We start from the raw sequence: 19,848 nt of genomic DNA, 5'->3' as shown, positions 1-19,848 counted from the left end.
TCCACGATATTGGAGGATTTTGTGACTGAGTACGTATTGCCCGAACTCAAGTACGACTACGCCGCCCTTGAGCCGCACATCTCTGCGCGGATCATGGAGCTGCACCACAGCAAGCACCACGCAGCTTATGTTGCCGGCGCCAACAACGCGCTGGCCCAGCTGGCTGAGGCACGGGAGAAGGGCGATTTCGCCAACATCAACCGGCTCTCCAAGGACCTCGCGTTCCACACCGGCGGACACGTCAACCACTCCGTCTTCTGGAACAACCTTTCCCCGGACGGCGGCGACAAGCCCGAGGGTGAACTGGCTGCAGCCATCGATGACGCGTTCGGTTCCTTCGACGCCTTCCGCGCCCAGTTCTCCGCAGCCGCCCTCGGCCTGCAGGGTTCGGGCTGGGGCTTCCTGGCCTACGAGCCCATCGGTGGAAACCTGGTCATCGAGCAGCTGTACGACCAGCAGGGCAACGTGGCGCTGGGCACCACGCCGCTGCTCATGCTGGACATGTGGGAGCACGCCTTCTACCTGGACTACGTGAACGTCAAGGCGGACTACGTCAAGGCGTTCTGGAACATCGTGAACTGGGCCGACGTCGCCAAGCGCTTCGACGCCGCCCGCAGCAACGCAACCGGGCTCATCACCCTCCCGTAACCTGCAGCACACATGCTTGTTACAAACTTCACATTCGGACTTAATAAGGCCGCCATGTGGACTGGCCGCCCCCGCACTTGCGGGGGCGGACCCAGTTAAACGTAAGATAGGTCACGGAAGGCGGTTAGCCTTCAGCAATGAGGCTGGTCGCCCTCCGTCTGTAAATCATCTCTGCCCAATGGCGTGCGGGATCTGTTAGTTGGCTTGAACGCCCGCTCAACTAGTAGTGCTTGCTTCAAGCACCAAGGAGACTGAAAAGTGACGACCCGTATTGGTATCAACGGCTTCGGCCGTATTGGCCGCAACTACTTCCGCGCAGCACTCGCCCAGGGTGCGGACCTCGAAATCGTTGCCGTCAACGACCTCACCAGCCCCGAGGCGCTGGCCCACCTGTTCAAGTACGACTCCGTGGGCGGACGCCTGAAGGAAACCATCGAGGTCAAGGACGGCAACATCGTCGTCAACGGCAACGTCATCAAGGTCCTGGCGGAACGCGATCCCGCCAACCTTCCGTGGGGCGAGCTCGGCGTGGACATCGTCATCGAATCCACCGGCTTCTTCACCAAGGCAGCTGATGCGCAGAAGCACATCGACGCCGGCGCCAAGAAGGTACTGATTTCCGCCCCGGCCTCGGATGAGGACATCACCATCGTGATGGGCGTAAACCACAACCTGTATGACAACGCCACGCACCACATCATTTCCAACGCGTCCTGCACCACCAACTGCCTCGGCCCGCTGGCCAAGGTGGTCAACGACGAGTTCGGTATCGAGCGTGGCCTGATGACCACCGTGCACGCCTACACGGCCGACCAGAACCTCCAGGACGGCCCGCACAAGGACCTGCGCCGCGCCCGCGCCGCCGCCATCAACATGGTGCCCACCTCCACCGGTGCGGCCAAGGCCATCGGCCTGGTCCTGCCGGAGCTCAAGGGCAAGCTGGACGGCTACGCCATCCGCGTTCCCGTCCCCACCGGTTCCGCCACGGACCTCACGGTCACCGTGTCCCGCGAAACCACCGTTGAGGAAGTCAACGCCGCCCTCAAGCGCGCCTCCGAGTCCGACGAACTGCAGGGCTTCCTGACCTACACGGAAGAGCCCATCGTTTCTTCGGACATCGTTGGCGATCCCGCATCCTCGATCTTCGACGCCGGGCTGACCAAGGTCATCGGCAACCAGGTCAAGGTTGTTTCCTGGTATGACAACGAATGGGGCTACTCAAACCGCCTCGTCGACCTCACGGAGCTTGTCGCGTCCAAGCTGGGCTAGGGTTAGACACATGACATCCCACACCCTCAACGAACTGATCGCTGAAGGTGTCCGCGGGCGGTACATTCTGGTCCGAAGCGACCTGAATGTGCCGCTCGACGGCTCTACAGTCACTGACGACGGCCGCATCAAGGCCTCCCTTCCAGTGCTGGCAAAGCTCACGGACGCCGGTGCCCGCGTGCTGGTAACAGCCCACCTTGGACGCCCGAAGGGCGCCCCCGAGGATAAGTACTCCCTCCGCCCTGCCGTGGACCGCCTCGCTGAACTGGCGGGCTTCAAGGTCACCCTCGCCGCCGACACTGTCGGTGACTCCGCCAGGGAAGCAGCAGCTTCCCTGCAGGACGGCGAAGCCCTGGTCCTGGAGAACGTCCGCTTCGACGCCCGCGAAACCAGCAAGGACGACGCCGAGCGCGGCGCCTTCGCTGACGAGTTGGTGTCGCTGACCGGTGGCAACGGCGCCTACGTGGATGACGCCTTCGGCGCTGTCCACCGCAAGCACGCCAGCGTCTACGACGTCGCGTCCCGGCTGCCGTCCTACCAGGGCGACCTGGTGCACACCGAGGTGGAGGTCCTGCGAAAGCTCACCGCCGACACCCAGCGTCCCTACGTGGTGGTCCTGGGCGGATCCAAGGTCTCGGACAAGCTCGCCGTGATCGACAACCTGCTCGGCAAGGCAGACACCATCCTGGTGGGCGGCGGCATGCTGTTCACGTTCCTCGCTGCGGCGGGGCACAAGGTGGCCGCCAGCCTGCTCGAACAGGACCAGATCGGCGTTGTCCAGGACTACCTGAAGCGGGCTGCGGATGCCGGCACCGAGTTCGTCATCCCCACGGACGTTGTGGTGGCGGAGAAGTTCGCTGCCGACGCCGCGCACGAAACCGTTGCGGCGGACGCCATCGAGGGCAGCAGCTTCGGCGCCAACGGCATCGGCCTGGACATCGGTCCCGACTCGGCGGCTGCCTTCGCGGACCGGATCAAGGGCGCACGGACGGTGTTCTGGAACGGACCCATGGGAGTCTTCGAATTCGAAGCCTTTTCCGCCGGAACCCGCGCCATCGCCCAGGCCCTGACCGAAACCGAAGCGTTCACCGTGGTGGGCGGCGGCGACTCCGCTGCAGCTGTACGCACCCTCGGCTTCGCCGACGACCAGTTTGGGCACATTTCCACCGGCGGCGGCGCCAGCCTGGAGTACCTTGAGGGCAAGGAGCTCCCCGGCCTGAGCATCCTGGACCGGTAGGAACAGCCGCCGGGAGCAGCAACGCTCCTGTCCTTCGGCCGGCAGGTTGCCCGCGGCAGCCTGCCGGCCGCACACTTTACACGACCATTTTGGAGAACACGTGACAACGTCTACTAACGGCGCCTTCGACCGTAAGCCCTTCATCGCCGGCAACTGGAAGATGAACATGGACCACGTGCAGGGCATCACGCTCCTGCAGAAGCTGGCCTGGACACTCTCGGACGCCAAGCACGACTTCAGCCGCGTCGAGGTTGCGGTCTTCCCGCCCTTCACGGACCTCCGCGGTGTCCAGACCCTCGTCCAGGGCGACGACCTGGATGTGGCCTACGGCGGCCAGGACCTTTCCCAGTTCGACTCCGGCGCTTACACCGGCGACATCTCCGGGCAGTTCCTGAGCAAGCTGGGCTGCAAGTACGTACTGGTGGGCCACAGCGAACGCCGTACCATCCACAACGAATCGGACGACGTCCTGAACGCCAAGACCAAGGCGGCGTTCAAGCACGGCGTCACGCCGGTCCTCTGCGTCGGTGAGGGCCTGGAGATCCGCCAGGCCGGCACGCACGTCAACCACACCCTAGACCAGCTTCGCGGCGGCGTGGCAGGCCTGACCGATGAGCAGGCGGCAGAGCTCGTGGTTGCCTACGAACCCGTTTGGGCCATCGGAACGGGCGAGGTTGCCGGACCGGAGGACGCCCAGGAGATGTGCGCCGCCATCCGGGCCGAGCTGGAGAAACTGTTCGGTGCGGACGTTGCTGCCAAGACCCGGTTGCTCTACGGCGGCTCGGTCAAGGCCAACAACGCAGCAGCCATCCTGAAGGAACGCGACGTTGACGGCGTGCTTGTGGGTGGCGCCAGCCTGGATCCCGCTGAGTTTGCTAATATTGTCAGGTTCGAGAGTCACCTGGTGACGGACTAGTCCGTCCCGGCGCACGCACTCCCGCCCCACCAACTTCCTGAAAGGCCGTCGTGGACGTTCTTCATGTCATCCTGCAGATCCTCCTGGGCATCACCAGCCTCCTGCTGACGCTGCTCATCCTCCTTCACAAAGGACGTGGCGGCGGGCTGTCGGATATGTTCGGCGGTGGCATGAGCTCAGGACTCAGCTCATCCGGTGTGGCTGAACGCAACCTCAACAGGTTCACCATCATCCTCGGCGTGACCTGGGGAATCGTCATCATCGCCCTGGGCCTGATCATGAGGTTCAGCGGCGCCGGGGACTCCTGACCCCCCAACGTCATGCGCTGGCATGCGCTGGGCCCTCCCGCCCCGCGCGCCCGCGAACTAAACTGTGGCTGTCGGCTTCCGACAGCCACAGTTTTGTTTAACCGGCAGAACCAGTCATCCCCAGGCAGGAGTTCCGATGGTCCATCCAGTGTCAGGTTTCCGCGGTACGCGGGCAGGGGTGACAGCGGGGACAGGCTCGAGCCTCCAAGGCGGCGCCGGCCACGGAAACCCGCTTCCACGAATCCGTATCTCGTACTGGTGTGCAAAGGGGCACGTCACGGAGCCTGTATTCCTGCAGCTCCCTGACGTCCAGATCCCGGCCGTCTGGGACTGCCGCCGCTGCGGGGCCCCGGCATCAAGGGACGGTTCCGAGGCCGCTGTCACCGAGGCCCTCGACGACGGCTACAAAACGCACCTCGAATACGTTAAAGAGCGGCGCTCCGACCAGGACGCCGAAGACGTGCTGGCCGGAGCGCTGGAACGGCTACGCGCCCGCGGCGTCCTTCCGGACGAGCTGCTGCGGGACCCGTGAGGCCGCATTTTCGTCGATGAGCCACAAAGTCCGGGACGTTCCCCGGGGCCCCGCCGCGGGCACCTGGACCGGGGTGGCCCCGGCGAGGGCCAGGCCGACGGCGCCGGCCTTGTCCTCGCCGGCCACCACCATCCAGACCTCGGCGGCAGTGTTGATGGCCGGCAGCGTCAGCGAAATCCTCAGCGGCGGCGGCTTCGGGGAGTTCCGGACCCCCACCACCGTGCGGTCCTTCTCGCGGATACCGGCCTGCTCGGGGAAGAGCGACGCAACGTGCGCGTCGGGACCCACACCAAGCAGGACAACATCAAGCCGGGGGAGGACCCCGGGCTCTTCCGGTCGGTCGTCGGACATGTCGGCGGCATGTTCGGCGGCCGCAGCCTCACGAAGGCGGCGCGCATAATCATCAGCCGCCTCTTCAGGCGTTTCGAAGTCGTCCGAGGAACCGGGCTCGTGGATCCGCTCCGGATCCACGGGAATGTGCTTCAGCAGGGCGTCGTACGCCTGCCTGGTGTTCCGGTCGTCGTCGGCAGATCCAACGAACCGCTCATCGCCCCACCAGAAATTCACCTTTGACCAGTCGACGGCCGGAGCCGCCGGAGAGTCTGCAACAGCCTTCAGCGTGCCGATGCCCACCGTACCGCCGGTCAGGACAACGGTGGCCTCACCGTGTTTGTCCTGGACATCGACAAGCTTGGTGATCAGGCGTGCCGCGATGGCAGCCATCAGCACGGACGAATCGGGATGAATGCTTACTCTTGGGTCAACGCTCACTGGGCCGGACGCTCCTTAGGTTTGTACGTGGCAGTCCAATAGTAATCACTTCACCGAACACCTCATCCGGATCGAGCCGGCGCAGTTCTTCCGCGAGGCAGTCACGGAGGCTGCGGCGCGGGAGGGAGATCCGCTGGGCGGGCTGCCCGGGCTGGGTGAGTTCGGCCACCGAGAGGCCGGGGCGGAACAGCTGGACATCACCGCCGGGCCGGGTGAGCCGGACCCGGCGGATACCGGTTCCTGCCGGATCCGCCACGATGGTGACGGGGGCGTCCAGGGTGAGGGTCAGCCAGGCGGCCAGCAGGATGGTGCTGGGCGAGTCCGAAGCACCTTCCACAGCCACGGCCGTGACAGGGGAGGAATCCGCTTCGTCGAGGGCTGCGGCGAGTTGGATCCGCCAGTTGGTCAGCCTCGTCCAGGCGAGGTCTGTGTCACCGGCCTTGTAGGTGCCATGGATGCGTTCGAGGGCCGCCTGGGGGTCGGGTTCGTTCGCCGAGTCCGTGATCCGGCGGTGTGCGATGGCACCGATGGAGGTTTCGCAGGCGTTCTCCGGGGCGCCGTGCGGCCACCAGGCCACGATCGGCGCGTCCGGGAGCAGCAGCGCCGCGACGAGCGACTCGCTTTCGTGGGCGAGCTGTCCGTAGCCGCGCAGCACGATCACTTCCGAGGCACCGGCGTCGCCGCCCACCCGGATCTGGGCATCCAGGCGGTCACCTGCGTCCTTGCCGGCGTCGGCGAGGACGATGATCCGGCAGGGATGTTCCCGGCTGGCGTCGTTTGCGGCCTCAATCGCTTCCTCTTCAAGGCCGGACTTCGTCACCACCACGAGGGTCAGGACGCGGCCCAGGGCGATCACACCGCCCTGTTCCCGCAGGGCCATGAGTTTCTTGGACACCTTCGAAGTGGTGGTATCCGGCAAATCGACAATCATGGCCTTCTCCAGGTTCGTCCGTCACGGGCCAGCAGCTCATCAGCAGAGGCAGGGCCCCAGGATCCCGGGGCGTAGGGTTCGGGCTGTTCGTCCAGCTGCGCCCAGTATTCCTCGAACGGGTCAAGGATCTTCCAGGACAGTTCCACTTCCTCATGCCGGGGGAACAGCGGCGGCTCACCCAGGAGTACGTCCAGGATCAGGCGCTCGTATGCCTCGGGGGAGGACTCGGTGAACGAATGGCCGTAGCCAAAGTCCATCGTGACATCCCGGACTTCCATCTGGGTGCCCGGGACCTTTGACCCGAACCGGATGGTGACGCCCTCGTCGGGCTGGACGCGGATGACCACCGCGTTCTGCCCGAAGTCGTCCTCACCGTGGTCACGGAACAGCAGGTTGGGGGCGCGTTTGAATACCACCGCAATCTCCGTGACCCGCCTGCCCAGGCGTTTGCCGGCACGCAGGTAGAACGGGACTCCTGACCAGCGGCGTGTGTGGATGTCCACCCGCACCGCGGCGTAGGTCTCGGTGGTGGAGTCCGCGGGGATCCCCTCTTCCTCCAGGTAGCCCTGGACCTGCTCGCCGCCCTGCCAGCCGCCGGAGAACTGCCCCCGCGCAGAATGCGTGGACAGGTCCTCGGGGAGCTTGACCGCTGCGAGGACCTTTTCCTTCTCCGCGCGCAGGTCATCGGCGTTGAAGGAAATGGGCTCCTCCATCGCTGTGAGCGCCAGCAGCTGGAGGAGGTGGTTCTGGATGACGTCGCGGGCAGCACCCACGCCGTCGTAGTACCCGGCACGGCCGCCGGTACCGATGTCCTCGGCCATGGTGATCTGGACGTGGTCCACGTAGTTCGCGTTCCACAGCGGTTCGAACAACTGGTTGGCGAACCGCAGCGCCAAGATGTTCTGGACCGTTTCCTTACCCAGGTAGTGGTCGATCCGGAACACTGCATCCGGCGGGAAAACCGACTCGACGATGTCGTTCAGCTGCCGGGCGGACTGGAGGTCGTGGCCGAAGGGCTTCTCGATGACCACGCGCCGCCACTTGTCGCCGTCGGCCTGTGCCAGCCCATGCTTGGACAGCTGCCGGCAGACCTGTTCAAAGGCCTTCGGCGGGATCGACAGGTAGAACGCATGGTTCCCGCGGGTGCCGCGGACATCATCGAGTTCCTTGATGGTTTCGCCGAGCCGCTCAAACGCAGCATCGTCGTCGAATTCACCCTGGACGAACCGGATGCCCTCGGAGAGCTGGTTCCAGACGGCCTCATCGAACGGGGTCCGTGCGTGGGCCTGGACGGAGGCCTTCACCTCAGCGGCGAAGTCCTCCTTGTCCCACTCACGGCGGGCGAAGCCGACCAACGCGAAACTCGGCGGCAGCAGGCCCCGGTTGGCGAGGTCGTACACGGCCGGCATCAGTTTCTTCCGGGCGAGGTCGCCGGTGACACCGAAGAGCACCAGCGACGACGGACCGGCAATGCGGTTCAACCGGCGGTCACGCGGATCCCGCAGGGGATTCCGGCCTGACTTTCCGGAACGTGTCCCGGAGGTCCTGCCGTATTCAGTTTCTGGCATGTTGCTTGTGCGCCTTAGCTTTCGGTAGCGGATGCCCGGGCGGTCAGTGCAGAAACGATGTCCTGCAGCTGTGCCACTCCGGCGGCTCGGTTGGTCAGGTGCAGCCGGAGCACGGGGCGGCCGTGCTCCTCGAGGACCTGGGCGTCGCCGGCGGCCTGGGCGGAAATCAGTTCGCCGAAGGTGAAGGGACGCTCGGGAATGGCCAGGTCCTCCGTGGACGCAGCCGTCACCTGGAGGAACACGCCGATGGCGGGGCCGCCCTTGTGGAACTGGCCGGTCGAGTGCAGGAACCGGGGGCCCCACCCGAACGTCACGGGGCGTCCCGTCGCCGCCGCGAACTCGTCGCGGACGCCTTCAAGCTGCGCGAACGCCAGCCGGTCGAAGTAGGCCTGGATGCTGAGGTAGCTGTCCGGCTGGAGCGTGTCCAGCAGTGCGCTGACAGCTTCTGCGGCCGTTGATGCGCCGCCGAGCCATTCCCCGCCGCGGACTTCGATGGAACCATCGACGAACGCTGCCGGAGTGGGTTCAGGCTGTGCGTCCAGCAGGCCACGGGCCGCAACCTTGGCGGCTTCCACGTCCGGCTGGTCGAACGGGTTGATGCCCAGGAGCCTGCCGGCCACTGCGGTCGCGAACTCCCAGACCATCATCTGGGCGGCGAGGCCGCCGGCGATGGCAACTTCGTTTTCACCGAGTTCGACGTCGGCATCCGCGGCCACGAGGCGGACCACGAGGACATCCTTCGCGCCGGAGTTGACCTCGGGGGAGTCGGGACCTGCGACGACGGGAAGCACCCCGGTGCCGAGCTTGCCGGTGGATTCGGCGATGAGCTGCTCGGCCCAGTCGGCGAAGCCGACGATGCCGGAGCCGTCTTCGGCGATGACGATCTTGTTGCGCAGCGGGCTGGTGCCGCCCAGTGCGGTTCCGAGGGCCAGGCCGATGTTTTCGGGGGCGTCGTCGTTCAGGACCTCTGCGGCTTCTTCAGCCTCGTCCAGGAATGCCTGGATGTCCACGCCGGCCAGGCCGGAGGGCACCAGGCCGAAGGCGGTCAGTGCGGAGAAGCGGCCGCCAACGTTGGGGTCGGCGTTGAAGACGGCGCGGTACCCGGCTTCGCGGGAGGCCTTGTCCAGGGGCGAACCCGGATCGGTGACGATGATGATCCGGCTCGCGGCGTCGAAGCCGGCGTCGTTGAACGCCTTCTCGAAGACCCGCCGCTGGGAGTCGGTTTCAACGGTGGAACCCGACTTGGAGGAGACAACGATAGCGGTTTCGGCCAGGCGGTCCGCCAGGGCAGCACGGACCTGGTCCGGGTCCGTGCTGTCCAGCACAGTCAGCTCGACGCCGGCGGTACCGGCAATGACCTCGGGAGCCAGCGAGGATCCGCCCATGCCGCACAGGGCAATTCGGGTGACTCCCTCGGCCCGGAGGGCGTCGCGCAATTCCAGGATGTCCTTCACCAGCGGCTGGGAGACCGTGGCAGCCTCCACCCAGCCGAGGCGGATTGCGGACTCCGACTCGGCGTCGGGACCCCAAAGGGTATGGTCCTTCGCAAAGATCCGGGTGGCAATCCTTTCCTCGACGAGGGCGGGAAGGTGCTGTTCGAGTGCCTGCTGCGCGGCACCGGTGGCTTCGTAGCTGAGTGTGCTCATGGGTGGTTAGGAGGCCTTCCGTGCAGAGGCGAGGGCGCCTTCGACATCGGCCAGCAGTTCCTTCCAGCTGGCCACGAACTTATCCAGGCCCTCTGATTCCAGGAGGGCGACGACTTCGTTGTAGGAGACGCCGAGCTTTTCCAGTGCATCCAGGGTGGCGTTGGCGTCGGCGTACGTGCCGGAAACGGTGTCACCGGTGACCACGCCGTGGTCGAAGGTGGCGTCCAGGGTCTTTTCCGGCATGGTGTTGACGACGCCGGGAGCAACCAGTTCGGTCACGTAGAGGGTGTCCGGGTAGGCCGGGTCCTTCACTCCGGTGGAGGCCCACAGCGGACGTTGGGGGAGCGCGCCGGCTTCGGCGAGGAGTGCCCAGCGTTCGGTGGCGAAGAGTTCCTCGTAGACCTGGTAGGCGAGGCGGGCGTTGGCCAGGCCGGCTTTGCCCTTGAGGGCCTTGGCTTCGTCCGTGCCGATCTTGTCGAGGCGCTTGTCGATTTCGCTGTCCACGCGGGAGACAAAGAAGGATGCCACGGAGTGGATCTTCGAGAGGTCGTGCCCGTTCTCCTTCGCCTGCTCCAGGCCAGCCTGGAAGGCGTTGATGACCGCCCGGTAGCGCTCGAGGGAGAAGATCAGGGTCACGTTGACGCTGATGCCTTCGGCGAGCGTGGCGGTGATGGCTTCCAGGCCCTCGATCGTGGCCGGGATCTTGATCAGGACGTTGTCCTTGTTGACCTTCTTGTAAAGGTGCTTGGCCTCGGCGATGGTGCCGTTGGTGTCCCAGGCGAGGCGGGGGTCCACCTCGATGGAGACGCGGCCGTCAACACCCTTGGTGGCTGCGGCCACGGGGGCGAACAGGTCACAGGCGTCGGCGACGTCCGTGGTGGTGATCTCGAAGATCGTCTCCTCCACGCTGGCGCCGGCCGCTGCCTTGGCAGCGACGGTGGCATCGTAGTCGGTGCCTGCGGTGATCGCGGCGTGGAAGATGGACGGGTTGGTGGTCACGCCAACCACGTTCTTCTCTTCGATGAGCTTGCGGAGGGTGCCGGTTTCGAGGCGTCCCCGGGAAAGGTCATCGAGCCAGATGGAGACTCCGGCTTCGGAGAGCTGCTGGGTGGGAGTTGTCATGGTGGTTATCTCCTGGAAATCGTTGTTAGGCGTTCAGGCCTGCGAGGGAGTCCTTGGCTGCGGCGGCGACTGCCTCCGCGGTGATGCCGAACTCCTGGAAAAGGCGCTTGTAGTCGGCTGAAGCGCCGTAGTGCTCGAGGCTGACGGAACGGCCGGCGTCGCCGACGAATTCCTTCCAGCCCAGGGAGAGGCCGGCCTCGACGGAGACGCGGGCCTTGACCGAGGCGGGCAGCACCGATTCACGGTAGGCGGCGTCCTGCTTGTTGAACCACTCGACGCAGGGCATCGAGACGACGCGGGCGGCGATGCCTTCAGCCTGCAGGGTTTCGCGGGCCTGGACGGCCAGCTGGACCTCCGACCCGGTGGCGATCAGGATGACGTCAGCGGGGACGGTGGCGCCGTCCTTCGCTGCCTCGGCCAGGACGTAACCGCCCTTGGCGACGCCGGACGCGGCACCGAACGTGTCGCCGTCGGCTGCTCCTTCGCCGCGCTCCCAGGTGGGGATGTTCTGGCGGGTCAGGACAATGCCGGCAGGGTTGCTGTGGTTCTCCAGCATGGTCTTCCAGGCCACGGCAACCTCATTGGGATCGCCGGGGCGGACAACGTCCAGGCCCACGATGGCGCGCAGCGAGGCGAGCTGTTCCACCGGCTGGTGGGTGGGGCCGTCCTCGCCCAGGCCGATGGAGTCGTGCGTCCAGACGTAGAGCGACGGAACGCCCATCAGGGCACCCAGGCGGATGGCGGGACGCTGGTAGTCGCTGAAGATCAGGAACGTGCCGGAGAACGCGCGGGTGTTGCCGTGCAGGCTGATGCCGTTGACGATCGAGGCGGCGGCGTGTTCGCGGATGCCGAAGTGCAGCACGCGGCCGTAGGGGTTGCCCTTCCAGGCGTCAGTCTGCTTGGAAGCCGGGACGAACGACGGTGAGCCCTCGATGGTGGTGTTGTTCGACTCGGCGAGGTCGGCGGAGCCGCCCCAGAGTTCGGGCATGACCGGGCCCAGGGCGTTCAGGACCTTGCCGGAAGCAGCGCGGGTGGAGACGTCCTTGCCGGCCGGGAAGACCGGAAGGGCGGCGTCGATGTCCGCGGGAAGTTCCCGGGCCTCGATGCGCTGCAGCAGGGCTGAACCCTCGGGGTTGGCGGCCTGCCAGGCGTTGAAGGACTCTTCCCATTCCTTGCGGGCTTCCGCGCCGCGGTCAACCACGGAGCGGGCGTGGGCCAGGACTTCCTGGTCCACGTCGAAGGACTTGGCGGGGTCGAAGCCCAGGACTTCCTTCAGGGCTGCAACTTCCTCGGCGCCCAGGGCAGAACCGTGGATCTTGCCTGTGTTCTGCTTCTTGGGAGCCGGGTAGCCGATGATGGTGCGCAGCGAAATGATGGAGGGCTTGGACGTTTCGGACTTGGCGGCGCGCAGGGCGGAGTACAGCTCCTGGACGTCTTCCTTGTACTCGCCGGTCTTGGTCCAGTCCACCCGCTGAATGTGCCAGCCGTAGGCTTCGTAGCGCTTCAGGACATCCTCGGTGAAGGCGATGTCGGTGTCGTCCTCGATGGAGATGTGGTTCTCGTCGTATATGACCACGAGGTTGCCGAGTTCCTGGTGGCCGGCCAGCGAGGAAGCCTCGGACGTGACGCCTTCCTGCAGGTCGCCGTCTGATGCGATGACCCAGATGGTGTGGTCGAACGGGCTGGTGCCGGGTGCGGCATCGGCGTCGAACAGACCGCGCTGGCGGCGCTGGGAGTAGGCAAAGCCAACCGAGGATGCCAGGCCCTGGCCCAGGGGGCCGGTGGTGATCTCCACGCCGGCGGTGTGCTTGTACTCGGGGTGGCCCGGGGTCAATGAACCCCAGGTCCGCAGGGCTTCCAGGTCCTTCAGTTCCAGGCCGTAGCCGGAGAGGAACAGCTGGATGTAAAGGGTCAGCGAGGTGTGGCCCGGGGACAGGACGAACCGGTCACGGCCCAGCCAGTGCGGATCCCGCGGATCGTGGCGCATCAGCTTCTGGAACAGCAGGTACGCGGCCGGTGCCAGGCTCATCGCCGTACCGGGGTGTCCGTTGCCCACCTTCTCCACAGCATCCGCGGCCAGGACGCGGATGGTATCCACGGCACGCTCATCCAGGCTGGTCCAGGACAGTTCTTGCTCTTCCAAATGTGGCACGAAAACCGGGCCCCTCTCTTTGCTGACGGCGCACGGCACACCCGGTCCGGTTATAGGCACGAAATAGGCGCCCGTTGCGGTGTGTACCAGTCGCCGTCGAATGTTGGTCTCTCGTTCAGCCGCGAGCTACGTGGGAATGCGTTTTCCCCCACGTTCCTGCCACGTGCTGATCTGGTGACAGCTTAGCTCCATTCCAATCTCCGGGAGGCTGAAATCTCACGTTTTGGACGCAATTTCGCCTTTTGTGAATATGCCTGAAGTGAGGATGAGTTAATCTGCTCGAATCGGGCTGCGAGCGATCAAGTGCGCCTATCAGCCGGGCTTTGGGCGTGTGGCGGCGCGGTATGATATTCGGAGGCCAATGCCGGGCGCCGGACCTTTTCAACCGCCCGCAGCTGCAATGCCAGATACAACTGCCACACAGAACGGGTGACTGCCACCGTGAGCACAACAGATACGCCGCTGAACGCTTCCCGGGCCTCCGGCCCAGGGTTTGCCCGTAAGGCCAAGGCGTATCTCGCCCTCACCAAGCCGCGCGTCATCGAACTGCTGCTGGTCAGCACTCTGCCCACCATGATCTACGCGGAGCGGGGTTTCCCGTCCATCGGCCTGATCCTGGCCACACTGGTAGGTGGCGCCTTCGCCGCGGGCAGCGCCGGCGCGTTCAACTGCTACATCGACCGCGACATCGACAAACTGATGGCCCGCACCGAGAACCGGCCACTGGTCACCGGTGAAGTCACTCCGCGCGAAGCGCTGGTCTTCTCATGGCTGCTGGGCGCTGCGGCCATCGCCATCCTCTGGTTTGGCGCCAACCCGCTGTCGGCCTGGCTCGGGCTCGGAGCCATTTTCTTCTACGTCGTGATCTACACGATCATCCTGAAGCGGCGCACAGCCCAGAACATCGTCTGGGGCGGAGCAGCCGGCTGTTTCCCGGTGCTGATTGCCTGGGCCGCCGTCACCAACTCGGTGGAATGGCCGGCCATCATCCTCTTCATGGTGATCTTCCTCTGGACGCCGCCGCACTACTGGCCGCTGTCCATGCGCTACGGCGAGGATTACCGCAACGCCAAGGTACCCATGCTTGGAGCCATCGCCGGCGCCAAGGTGGTGTCCGTGCAGGTGGTCCTGTACGCCTGGGCCATGGTGGCGTGTTCACTGCTGATGGTTCCGGCGGGCGGCGCCGGGTGGGTCTACACGGTCACAGCCGTGCTGGCCGGCGCGTGGTTCCTCTATGAGTCGCACGCTCTCTACAACCGCGCGCAGCGTGAGGACATCCCGGACAAGCGGGCCATGAAGGTCTTCCACGGCTCCATCAGCTACCTCACCCTGCTGTTCATTGCCCTGGCCGCGGATCCTTTCATTGGACCTGCTGTCATAGGCAACTAGACACCACCCATGTGCCGACGAGCGGCCCGGACTTTAGAGTCCGGGCCGTTCTCCTTTTAATCGCCGGGGCGAACCGGGCACCCCGGCACGAATGCGGGTAACTGAGAATGACTAATTTTGTCATGTCCGTCACTTTAAGTGTAATCCTGCGTGACAACCTGCATACGGTGGACTGGATCCTTCCCGCGAAGCAAAGGAAATCCAATGACGCCCGGCCCAGCCACAACAACAGCCTCCAACCACAGCCCGCCCGGCGGACAGCGCGGCCGAGCCAACCGCTTCCGGCCTTTTCTGTCGAACCTGGGTGCTGACGTGCCCGCCTCCCTGGTCGTGTTCCTGGTGGCGCTGCCGCTGTCCCTCGGGATCGCTGCTGCCTCCGGTGCGCCGATCATGGCCGGACTCATCGCCGCGGCTGTCGGCGGCATCGTCGCCGGAAGCCTGGGCGGCGCTCCGCTGCAGGTCAGCGGACCGGCCGCTGGCCTGACCGTGATTGTCGCCGGGCTGGTCCAGGAATTCGGCTGGCAGGCCACCTGTGCCATCACGGCCGCTGCTGGCGTCGTACAACTTTTGCTCGGCGTGAGCAGGGTGGGGAGGGCTGCCCTGGCGGTCTCGCCAGTGGTGGTCAAGGCGATGCTTGCCGGCATCGGCGTCACCATCATGGTCCAGCAGATCCACGTGCTCCTGGGCTCCGGCCCGGCAGGCTCCGCGATCGAGAACCTGGCCAACCTCCCGGCGGCCATCACCAACGTCGAGATCCATGCGGCACTGCTTGGGCTCACCGTGGTGATCATCCTCGTGGCCTGGAAGCACCTGCCCGCCGCGGTACGGAAAGCCCCCGGCCCCCTGGCTGCAGTTGCTGCCGTCACCGCGTTGTCGGTACCGCTGGCGCCGGCCGTGGAGCGGATCTCCTTTTCGGGCTCCATCCTGGACGCTGTGGCCCTGCCTGCACTGCCCGAAGGGAACTGGCGCGCCGTAGCCTTCGCTGTCCTGTCGATGGCGCTTATCGCCAGTATCGAATCGCTCTTGTCAGCCGTCGCCGTGGACAAGATGCACTCCGGTCCGCGGACCAACCTCAACAAGGAGCTGATGGGCCAGGGAACGGCCAACATCCTCTCCGGTGCCCTGGGCGGCCTGCCGGTCACCGGCGTCATTGTCCGCAGCGCCACGAACGTGGAAGCCGGTGCCAAGTCACGGACTTCCGCCATCCTGCACGGCGTGTGGATCCTCATCTTCTCGGCGCTTTTCGCCGGCATGATCCAGCTCATTCCGCTGTCGGTGCTGGCGGGGCTGCTCCTGGTCATCGGGGCCAAGCTGATCAAGGTTGCCGACATCCGTACCAGCAGGCGCACCGGCGACCTGCTGATCTACGTCGTGACCCTCTTCTGCGTCGTCTTCCTCAATCTGCTGGAGGGCGTGCTCATCGGCCTGGCGCTTGCCGCGGCCAGCGTGCTGTGGCGCGTGCTGCGCGCGGCAATCCGCGTACACGAGCCAGTCTCGCCGTCGTCGGCATGGCGGATCACCATCGCCGGATCGTGCAGCTTCTTCGCCCTGCCGCGCCTGAACCGCGTATTGCACTCGGTGCCGGCAGGAAACGCCGTGGTGGTTGAACTCAATGCCGATTACGTGGACCACGCCTTCCGTGAATCCCTGGTGGCCTGGCGCGACCAGTACCGTGCCGCCGGCGGCTCCGTCGATCTTGAGGAACACGGGAACACGCTGTTCCAGGACGCCGAGCACAGGGCGCCACAGCGGCAGGAAGCCCGCGAACTTCCGCTGCCTCCGCGCAACTCCCGGACCGCGGACGGCACTGACGACTGTGACCGGCGCGGCAGTGAACGGCTGCCGGCAGTCCTGGCGGGAATCAGCAAGTACCACCGACGCTTCGCTGACCAGGTCCGTCCCCTGGTGGAGGACCTGGCGGAGCAGCAGCATCCGGATACGCTCTTCGTGGCGTGCGTCGATTCGAGGGTCAACCCCAACCTCATCACCAGCAGCGGCCCGGGCGACCTGCTGACCCTCCGCAACATCGGCAATGTGGTCTGCCATGACGGCCAGGACGCCTCCATCGACTCGGCGCTTTCGTTCGCGGTCAAGGGCCTCGAGGTAAACACCATCGTGGTGTGCGGGCACTCGAACTGCGGTGCCATGAAGGCCGTCATCGCCGACGCCGAAGGCGCGGGGAACCCGGGACTGGGTGCCGGCTTCGACGCCTGGCTGGAGCATGCGCGTCCCAGCTACCTTGAACTGCTGGCGGACCACCCCGTGGCGCGGGCCGCTGCGGCGGCGGGCTACTGCCGCCTCGACCAGCTGGGCATGGTGAATGTCGCAGTCCAGCTCAGCAAGCTCGACAACCATCCGGTGGTTGGTCCCGCCATCGCCGCCGGGGATGTCCAGGCCACCGGGCTCTTCTACGACATCGCCACCGCCCGAGTGGTCCTGGTGACACCGCACGGCATTGAGTCCCTGGATCCGGCCCAAGCCTTGGTGCAGGCAACTGGCGCGGCAGCCGGCTGAGCACCGACGCAAACCGCCTTAAAACGTGAGGGCGCCCCGGTCTGGAACCGGGGCGCCCTGACGTTTAAGGTGTTACTCCACCGGGCTGGACCTGGCGAGGTCCCAGGCATTCGTGGCGGTGGCCATCAGCAGCGCGGCGCCCAGCATATGGGCGCCCACCAGCAGGGCCGGAATGCCGTTGTAGTACTGGGTGAAACCAATGACCGCCTGCAGGACCGTGACGCCGAGCAGGCCGAACACGGCCGTCCGGAACGGTCCGGCAATGCGGCGCATCAGTACCAGGACAAGCGCCACCAGCGAACCCGCAGTCACGAGGTAGGCCGGAACGGCGTGGATGTGCGAGAAGAGGTCCCAGTCCAGGCCGTTGCGGGGTGCATCCGCGTCACCTGCGTGCGGTCCGGCTCCGGTGACAACCACGCCCAGCATTACGGCCAGGGCGGAGAACAGCGCGACGGCGGACGTCACCGGACGCAGGGTCCCCGGCAGCGGGCGCAGGGACACCGTCATGTAGCGGCCGGTGCGGCCATAGGCCCTGTTGACCAGCAGGGTGGCGAACACCACCAGGGCCATGGAGACCAGGAAGTGCAGGCCCACCACCCAAGGATTGAGGCCGGTGAGGACGGTGATGCCGCCGATGACGGCCTGGGCGGGGATGCTGGCCAGAAGGCCGAGCGCCAGCAGGAAAAGGTCGCGGCGTTCCTTGCGGAGGTTCCACAAGTACACCAGCATCAGGGCCGCGACGGCGGCGAGGGCGAAGGTCAGGAGCCGGTTGCCGAACTCGATGAAGCCGTGGATGCCCATTTCCGCCGTGTTGACCAGCGATGTGTCGGTGCAGCGCGGCCATGTGGGGCAGCCCAGGCCCGAGGCCGTGAGCCGCACGGCGCCGCCGGTCACCACCAGCAGTGTCTGTCCGATCAGGGAGGCCACGGCCAGGCGGCGCACCCTGGCGTCGACTGTGCGGGGAAGCCGCGATGCCAGGCGGCCGGCGAACTGGGGGAGGCGCGAAGCCGTGCTCACGAATATCTCAATTCCACTTGAACCAACGGATGGCTGCTGCTCCGGCAATCGCCGTCCAGAGCACCAGGATGAGGGCGGCCCCGCCGTTGAGGGCGCCATGGAGGAAGGCGTCGCGAAGGGATTCACCCAGGGCGCCGGAGGGCAGGAAATGCACAATGGATTGCGCGGCGGCGGGAAGCCTGTCGGCCGGAATCACGATTCCGCCCATGGCACCCAGGAGGATCCACAGCAGGTTGGTGATGGCGAGCGTTGCCTCCGGCCGGACGGTACCGGCAACCAGCAGGCCCAGTGACGTGAACGCCGCCGCACCCAGGACCAGCAGGACCAGGCCGGGCAGCCAGCCCGCGGCGACGGGCTGCCAGCCCAGGGCAAACGCCACTGCGGACACCACCACGATCTGCAGGCACAGCACCACCAGCACCGACAGGACCTTGCCCGCAATCAGGCCGCCGCGGCCAAGGGGGGTGGTGGAGAGGAACCGGAGCACGCCGTAGCGGCGGTCGAAGCCTGTTGCGATGCCCTGGCCGGTGAAGGCCGTGGACATGGCGCACAGGGCCAGGATGCCCGGAACGGCAACGTTGACGCGGCTCGGCCCCAGACCATCAAGGAAGGGCGTGACGGTGAGGCCCACCAGGGCAAGCAGCGGCAGCACCACGGCAAGGATCAGCTGTTCACCGTTCCGCAGCATGGTGATGGCTTCATATTTGCCCTGTAGGAGAACGCGCCGAAGCAGGGAAGCAGGGTGCTGGCGGCCGCCGGCCGCTTCCGCCAGGCCGTTCCCGGGAGCACTGCCCGCGGCAGTACCGGTCCCGTTCATCGAATGTCCTTTCCAGAGATGTCCAGGAAGACGTCTTCAAGGCTACGCGCCTGCAGGCTCATGGCGGCGGGCATGATGCCCATCGCTTCCCACCAGGCAGCCAGCGCCGCCAGGTGTGCCGGCGTGAGTGCTCCCGTCACTGAATAGCTGCCCGCACGGGTCTCGGCGACGGCGATGGACGCGGGGAGTACAGCGGAAACATCCAGGCCCGGCTGCGCTTCGAACACCAGCGTCCGGACGTGGTCAGCCCCGCTGTCAACGGCCGGTTCGCGCTGCAGGAGCTGCTGCACTGTTCCTTCGGCAACGTTGCGGCCGCCGTCGATGATGTAGACGTAGTCCGCCAGGCGCTGGGCATCGTCCATCAGGTGGGTGGTGAGGATGATGCCCATTCCGCTGCTGCGGAGCTCGGAGATGAGGTCGAAGACGAGGGCGCGGGACTGCGGGTCGAGCCCGGCGCTCGGTTCATCGAGGAAAAGGACCTCGGGCCTGCCCACCAGGGCCGCCGCCAGGGCGAGCCGCTGTTTCTGTCCGCCGGACAGCCTCCGCACGCCGGTGCGGCTGAACGTATCGATGCCCAGCCGCTCCACCAGGTCCTCCACGGGCCAGGGGTTCGCGTACAGGCCGGCGATGTGCCGCAGCAGCGGCACGGGCTTGGCCGACGGCGGGAGCCCGCCGTCCTGGAGCATCACGCCTACACGGGAGCGCAGGTCTGCGCCGGCGGAGGCAGGATCCTCGCCGAGAAGTTTGATGGTTCCGCCGCTCCGCCGCTGGAGGCCCTGCGCGCACTCAAGCGTGGTGGTCTTTCCGGCGCCGTTGGGTCCCAACAGGGCCGTCACCTCGCCGCGCCCGGCGATCAGCGAGACATCGCTGACTACCCTCAGCATCTTTCCGTCCAGGCTGGCCAGCGGGCCGACGTCCTTAACGAGTCCACTGATGGACAGGACGGGGGATTGGGGGGATCGCACCCCAGTATTCTACGGGATGTAGTACTTGCCGGGTCCCGCCGTGCTG

General features: G+C 66.0%; 17 protein-coding genes. 8 read left to right on the top strand and 9 right to left on the bottom strand.

The features are described from left to right. Positions 1-21 precede the first annotated feature (21 nt). The 6 genes from OVA06_RS08975 (at position 22) to OVA06_RS08950 (ending at position 4,910) form a co-directional block, all read left to right on the top strand. Entirely contained in the window at positions 22-648 is a 627-nt protein-coding gene (locus tag OVA06_RS08975) for a superoxide dismutase (protein ID WP_015937023.1), read from the top strand. Between the two features lie 258 nt (positions 649-906). Next, complete coding sequence (gene gap, locus OVA06_RS08970; RefSeq protein ID WP_015937024.1) at positions 907-1,917, top strand: type I glyceraldehyde-3-phosphate dehydrogenase; 1,011 nt, start codon at positions 907-909, stop codon at positions 1,915-1,917. Between the two features lie 10 nt (positions 1,918-1,927). Continuing rightward, positions 1,928-3,154 carry a phosphoglycerate kinase gene (locus tag OVA06_RS08965; protein WP_056078970.1) on the top strand — a complete coding sequence of 409 codons (1,227 nt, stop codon included), beginning with the start codon at positions 1,928-1,930 and terminating at the stop codon, positions 3,152-3,154. Positions 3,155-3,254: 100 nt separating this feature from the next. Beyond that, the gene (gene tpiA, locus OVA06_RS08960; RefSeq protein ID WP_268157713.1) at positions 3,255-4,070 is read left to right on the top strand and encodes a triose-phosphate isomerase; all 816 of its coding nucleotides are present in this window, start codon (positions 3,255-3,257) and stop codon (positions 4,068-4,070) included. Positions 4,071-4,120: 50 nt separating this feature from the next. Beyond that, the gene (gene secG, locus OVA06_RS08955; protein WP_015937027.1) at positions 4,121-4,378 is read left to right on the top strand and encodes a preprotein translocase subunit SecG; all 258 of its coding nucleotides are present in this window, start codon (positions 4,121-4,123) and stop codon (positions 4,376-4,378) included. Positions 4,379-4,514: 136 nt separating this feature from the next. Further along, positions 4,515-4,910 carry an RNA polymerase-binding protein RbpA gene (locus OVA06_RS08950; RefSeq protein WP_268157711.1) on the top strand — a complete coding sequence of 132 codons (396 nt, stop codon included), beginning with the start codon at positions 4,515-4,517 and terminating at the stop codon, positions 4,908-4,910. On the opposite strand, the gene pgl is transcribed toward OVA06_RS08950, so the two are convergent. From pgl to tkt, 6 genes are read right to left on the bottom strand one after another with little or no spacing between them, the layout of a single operon-like run. Next, positions 4,863-5,633 carry a 6-phosphogluconolactonase gene (gene pgl / locus OVA06_RS08945; protein WP_442793579.1) on the bottom strand — a complete coding sequence of 257 codons (771 nt, stop codon included), beginning with the start codon at positions 5,631-5,633 and terminating at the stop codon, positions 4,863-4,865. The two genes, OVA06_RS08950 and pgl, sit on opposite strands and share 48 nt — an antisense overlap. A 37-nt stretch (positions 5,634-5,670) precedes the next feature. Next, positions 5,671-6,612: a glucose-6-phosphate dehydrogenase assembly protein OpcA gene (locus OVA06_RS08940; protein ID WP_015937030.1), complete on the bottom strand. Its 942-nt coding sequence runs from the start codon at positions 6,610-6,612 to the stop codon at positions 5,671-5,673. Beyond that, positions 6,609-8,180 (bottom strand): glucose-6-phosphate dehydrogenase, encoded by a 1,572-nt coding sequence (zwf, locus tag OVA06_RS08935; protein WP_056078980.1) that lies wholly within the window; start codon positions 8,178-8,180, stop codon positions 6,609-6,611. The genes OVA06_RS08940 and zwf overlap by 4 nt, the downstream gene beginning before the upstream one ends. Before the next feature lie 14 nt (positions 8,181-8,194). Further along, a complete protein-coding gene (locus OVA06_RS08930; protein ID WP_268157707.1) occupies positions 8,195-9,826 on the bottom strand; it encodes a glucose-6-phosphate isomerase in 1,632 nt (543 codons plus the stop codon). A 6-nt stretch (positions 9,827-9,832) separates the two neighbouring features. Further along, positions 9,833-10,948, bottom strand: a complete 1,116-nt coding sequence (tal, locus tag OVA06_RS08925; protein WP_268157705.1) for a transaldolase — start codon at positions 10,946-10,948, stop codon at positions 9,833-9,835. 25 nt (positions 10,949-10,973) lie between these two features. Beyond that, positions 10,974-13,091, bottom strand: a complete 2,118-nt coding sequence (gene tkt / locus OVA06_RS08920; RefSeq protein WP_268160713.1) for a transketolase — start codon at positions 13,089-13,091, stop codon at positions 10,974-10,976. A 438-nt stretch (positions 13,092-13,529) separates the two neighbouring features. On the opposite strand from tkt, the gene OVA06_RS08915 reads away from it, so the two are divergent. Next, entirely contained in the window at positions 13,530-14,489 is a 960-nt protein-coding gene (locus tag OVA06_RS08915) for a heme o synthase (RefSeq protein WP_268157703.1), read from the top strand. Between the two features lie 204 nt (positions 14,490-14,693). Continuing rightward, entirely contained in the window at positions 14,694-17,003 is a 2,310-nt protein-coding gene (locus OVA06_RS08910) for a bifunctional SulP family inorganic anion transporter/carbonic anhydrase (protein WP_268157701.1), read from the top strand. Positions 17,004-17,075: 72 nt separating this feature from the next. Here OVA06_RS08910 and OVA06_RS08905 read toward each other — a convergent pair whose 3' ends face one another. The 3 genes from OVA06_RS08905 to OVA06_RS08895 are packed head-to-tail and all read right to left on the bottom strand — an operon-like array spanning position 17,076 to position 19,802. Next, on the bottom strand, positions 17,076-18,020 hold the full coding sequence (locus OVA06_RS08905; RefSeq protein ID WP_268157699.1) for a COX15/CtaA family protein: 945 nt from the start codon (positions 18,018-18,020) through the stop codon (positions 17,076-17,078). A gap of 7 nt (positions 18,021-18,027) precedes the next feature. Next, complete coding sequence (locus tag OVA06_RS08900) at positions 18,028-18,837, bottom strand: ABC transporter permease (protein WP_235501486.1); 810 nt, start codon at positions 18,835-18,837, stop codon at positions 18,028-18,030. Then, positions 18,834-19,802: an ABC transporter ATP-binding protein gene (locus tag OVA06_RS08895; protein WP_056079002.1), complete on the bottom strand. Its 969-nt coding sequence runs from the start codon at positions 19,800-19,802 to the stop codon at positions 18,834-18,836. The genes OVA06_RS08900 and OVA06_RS08895 overlap by 4 nt, the downstream gene beginning before the upstream one ends. Positions 19,803-19,848: the final 46 nt, after the last annotated feature.

The organism is Pseudarthrobacter sp. SL88, assembly GCF_026672455.1.
In the GTDB taxonomy this organism is placed as follows: Bacteria; Actinomycetota; Actinomycetes; order Actinomycetales; family Micrococcaceae; genus Arthrobacter.
The sequence above is the reverse complement of the archived record's forward strand: the minus strand, read 5'-3'. Positions and strand labels throughout refer to the sequence as shown.

Excerpts from the sequence above, each read along its gene's own strand:
- OVA06_RS08940 (WP_015937030.1), bottom strand. The coding sequence starts at position 6,612 with ATGATTGTCGATTTGCCGGATACCACCACTTCGAAGGTGTCCAAGAAA.
- OVA06_RS08910 (WP_268157701.1), top strand. The coding sequence starts at position 14,694 with ATGACGCCCGGCCCAGCCACAACAACAGCCTCCAACCACAGCCCGCCC.
- OVA06_RS08930 (WP_268157707.1), bottom strand. The coding sequence starts at position 9,826 with ATGAGCACACTCAGCTACGAAGCCACCGGTGCCGCGCAGCAGGCACTC.
- zwf (WP_056078980.1), bottom strand. The coding sequence starts at position 8,180 with ATGCCAGAAACTGAATACGGCAGGACCTCCGGGACACGTTCCGGAAAG.
- OVA06_RS08950 (WP_268157711.1), top strand. The coding sequence starts at position 4,515 with ATGGTCCATCCAGTGTCAGGTTTCCGCGGTACGCGGGCAGGGGTGACA.
- OVA06_RS08965 (WP_056078970.1), top strand. The coding sequence starts at position 1,928 with ATGACATCCCACACCCTCAACGAACTGATCGCTGAAGGTGTCCGCGGG.
- tal (WP_268157705.1), bottom strand. The coding sequence starts at position 10,948 with ATGACAACTCCCACCCAGCAGCTCTCCGAAGCCGGAGTCTCCATCTGG.
- OVA06_RS08900 (WP_235501486.1), bottom strand. The coding sequence starts at position 18,837 with ATGAACGGGACCGGTACTGCCGCGGGCAGTGCTCCCGGGAACGGCCTG.
- pgl (WP_442793579.1), bottom strand. The coding sequence starts at position 5,633 with ATGGCTGCCATCGCGGCACGCCTGATCACCAAGCTTGTCGATGTCCAG.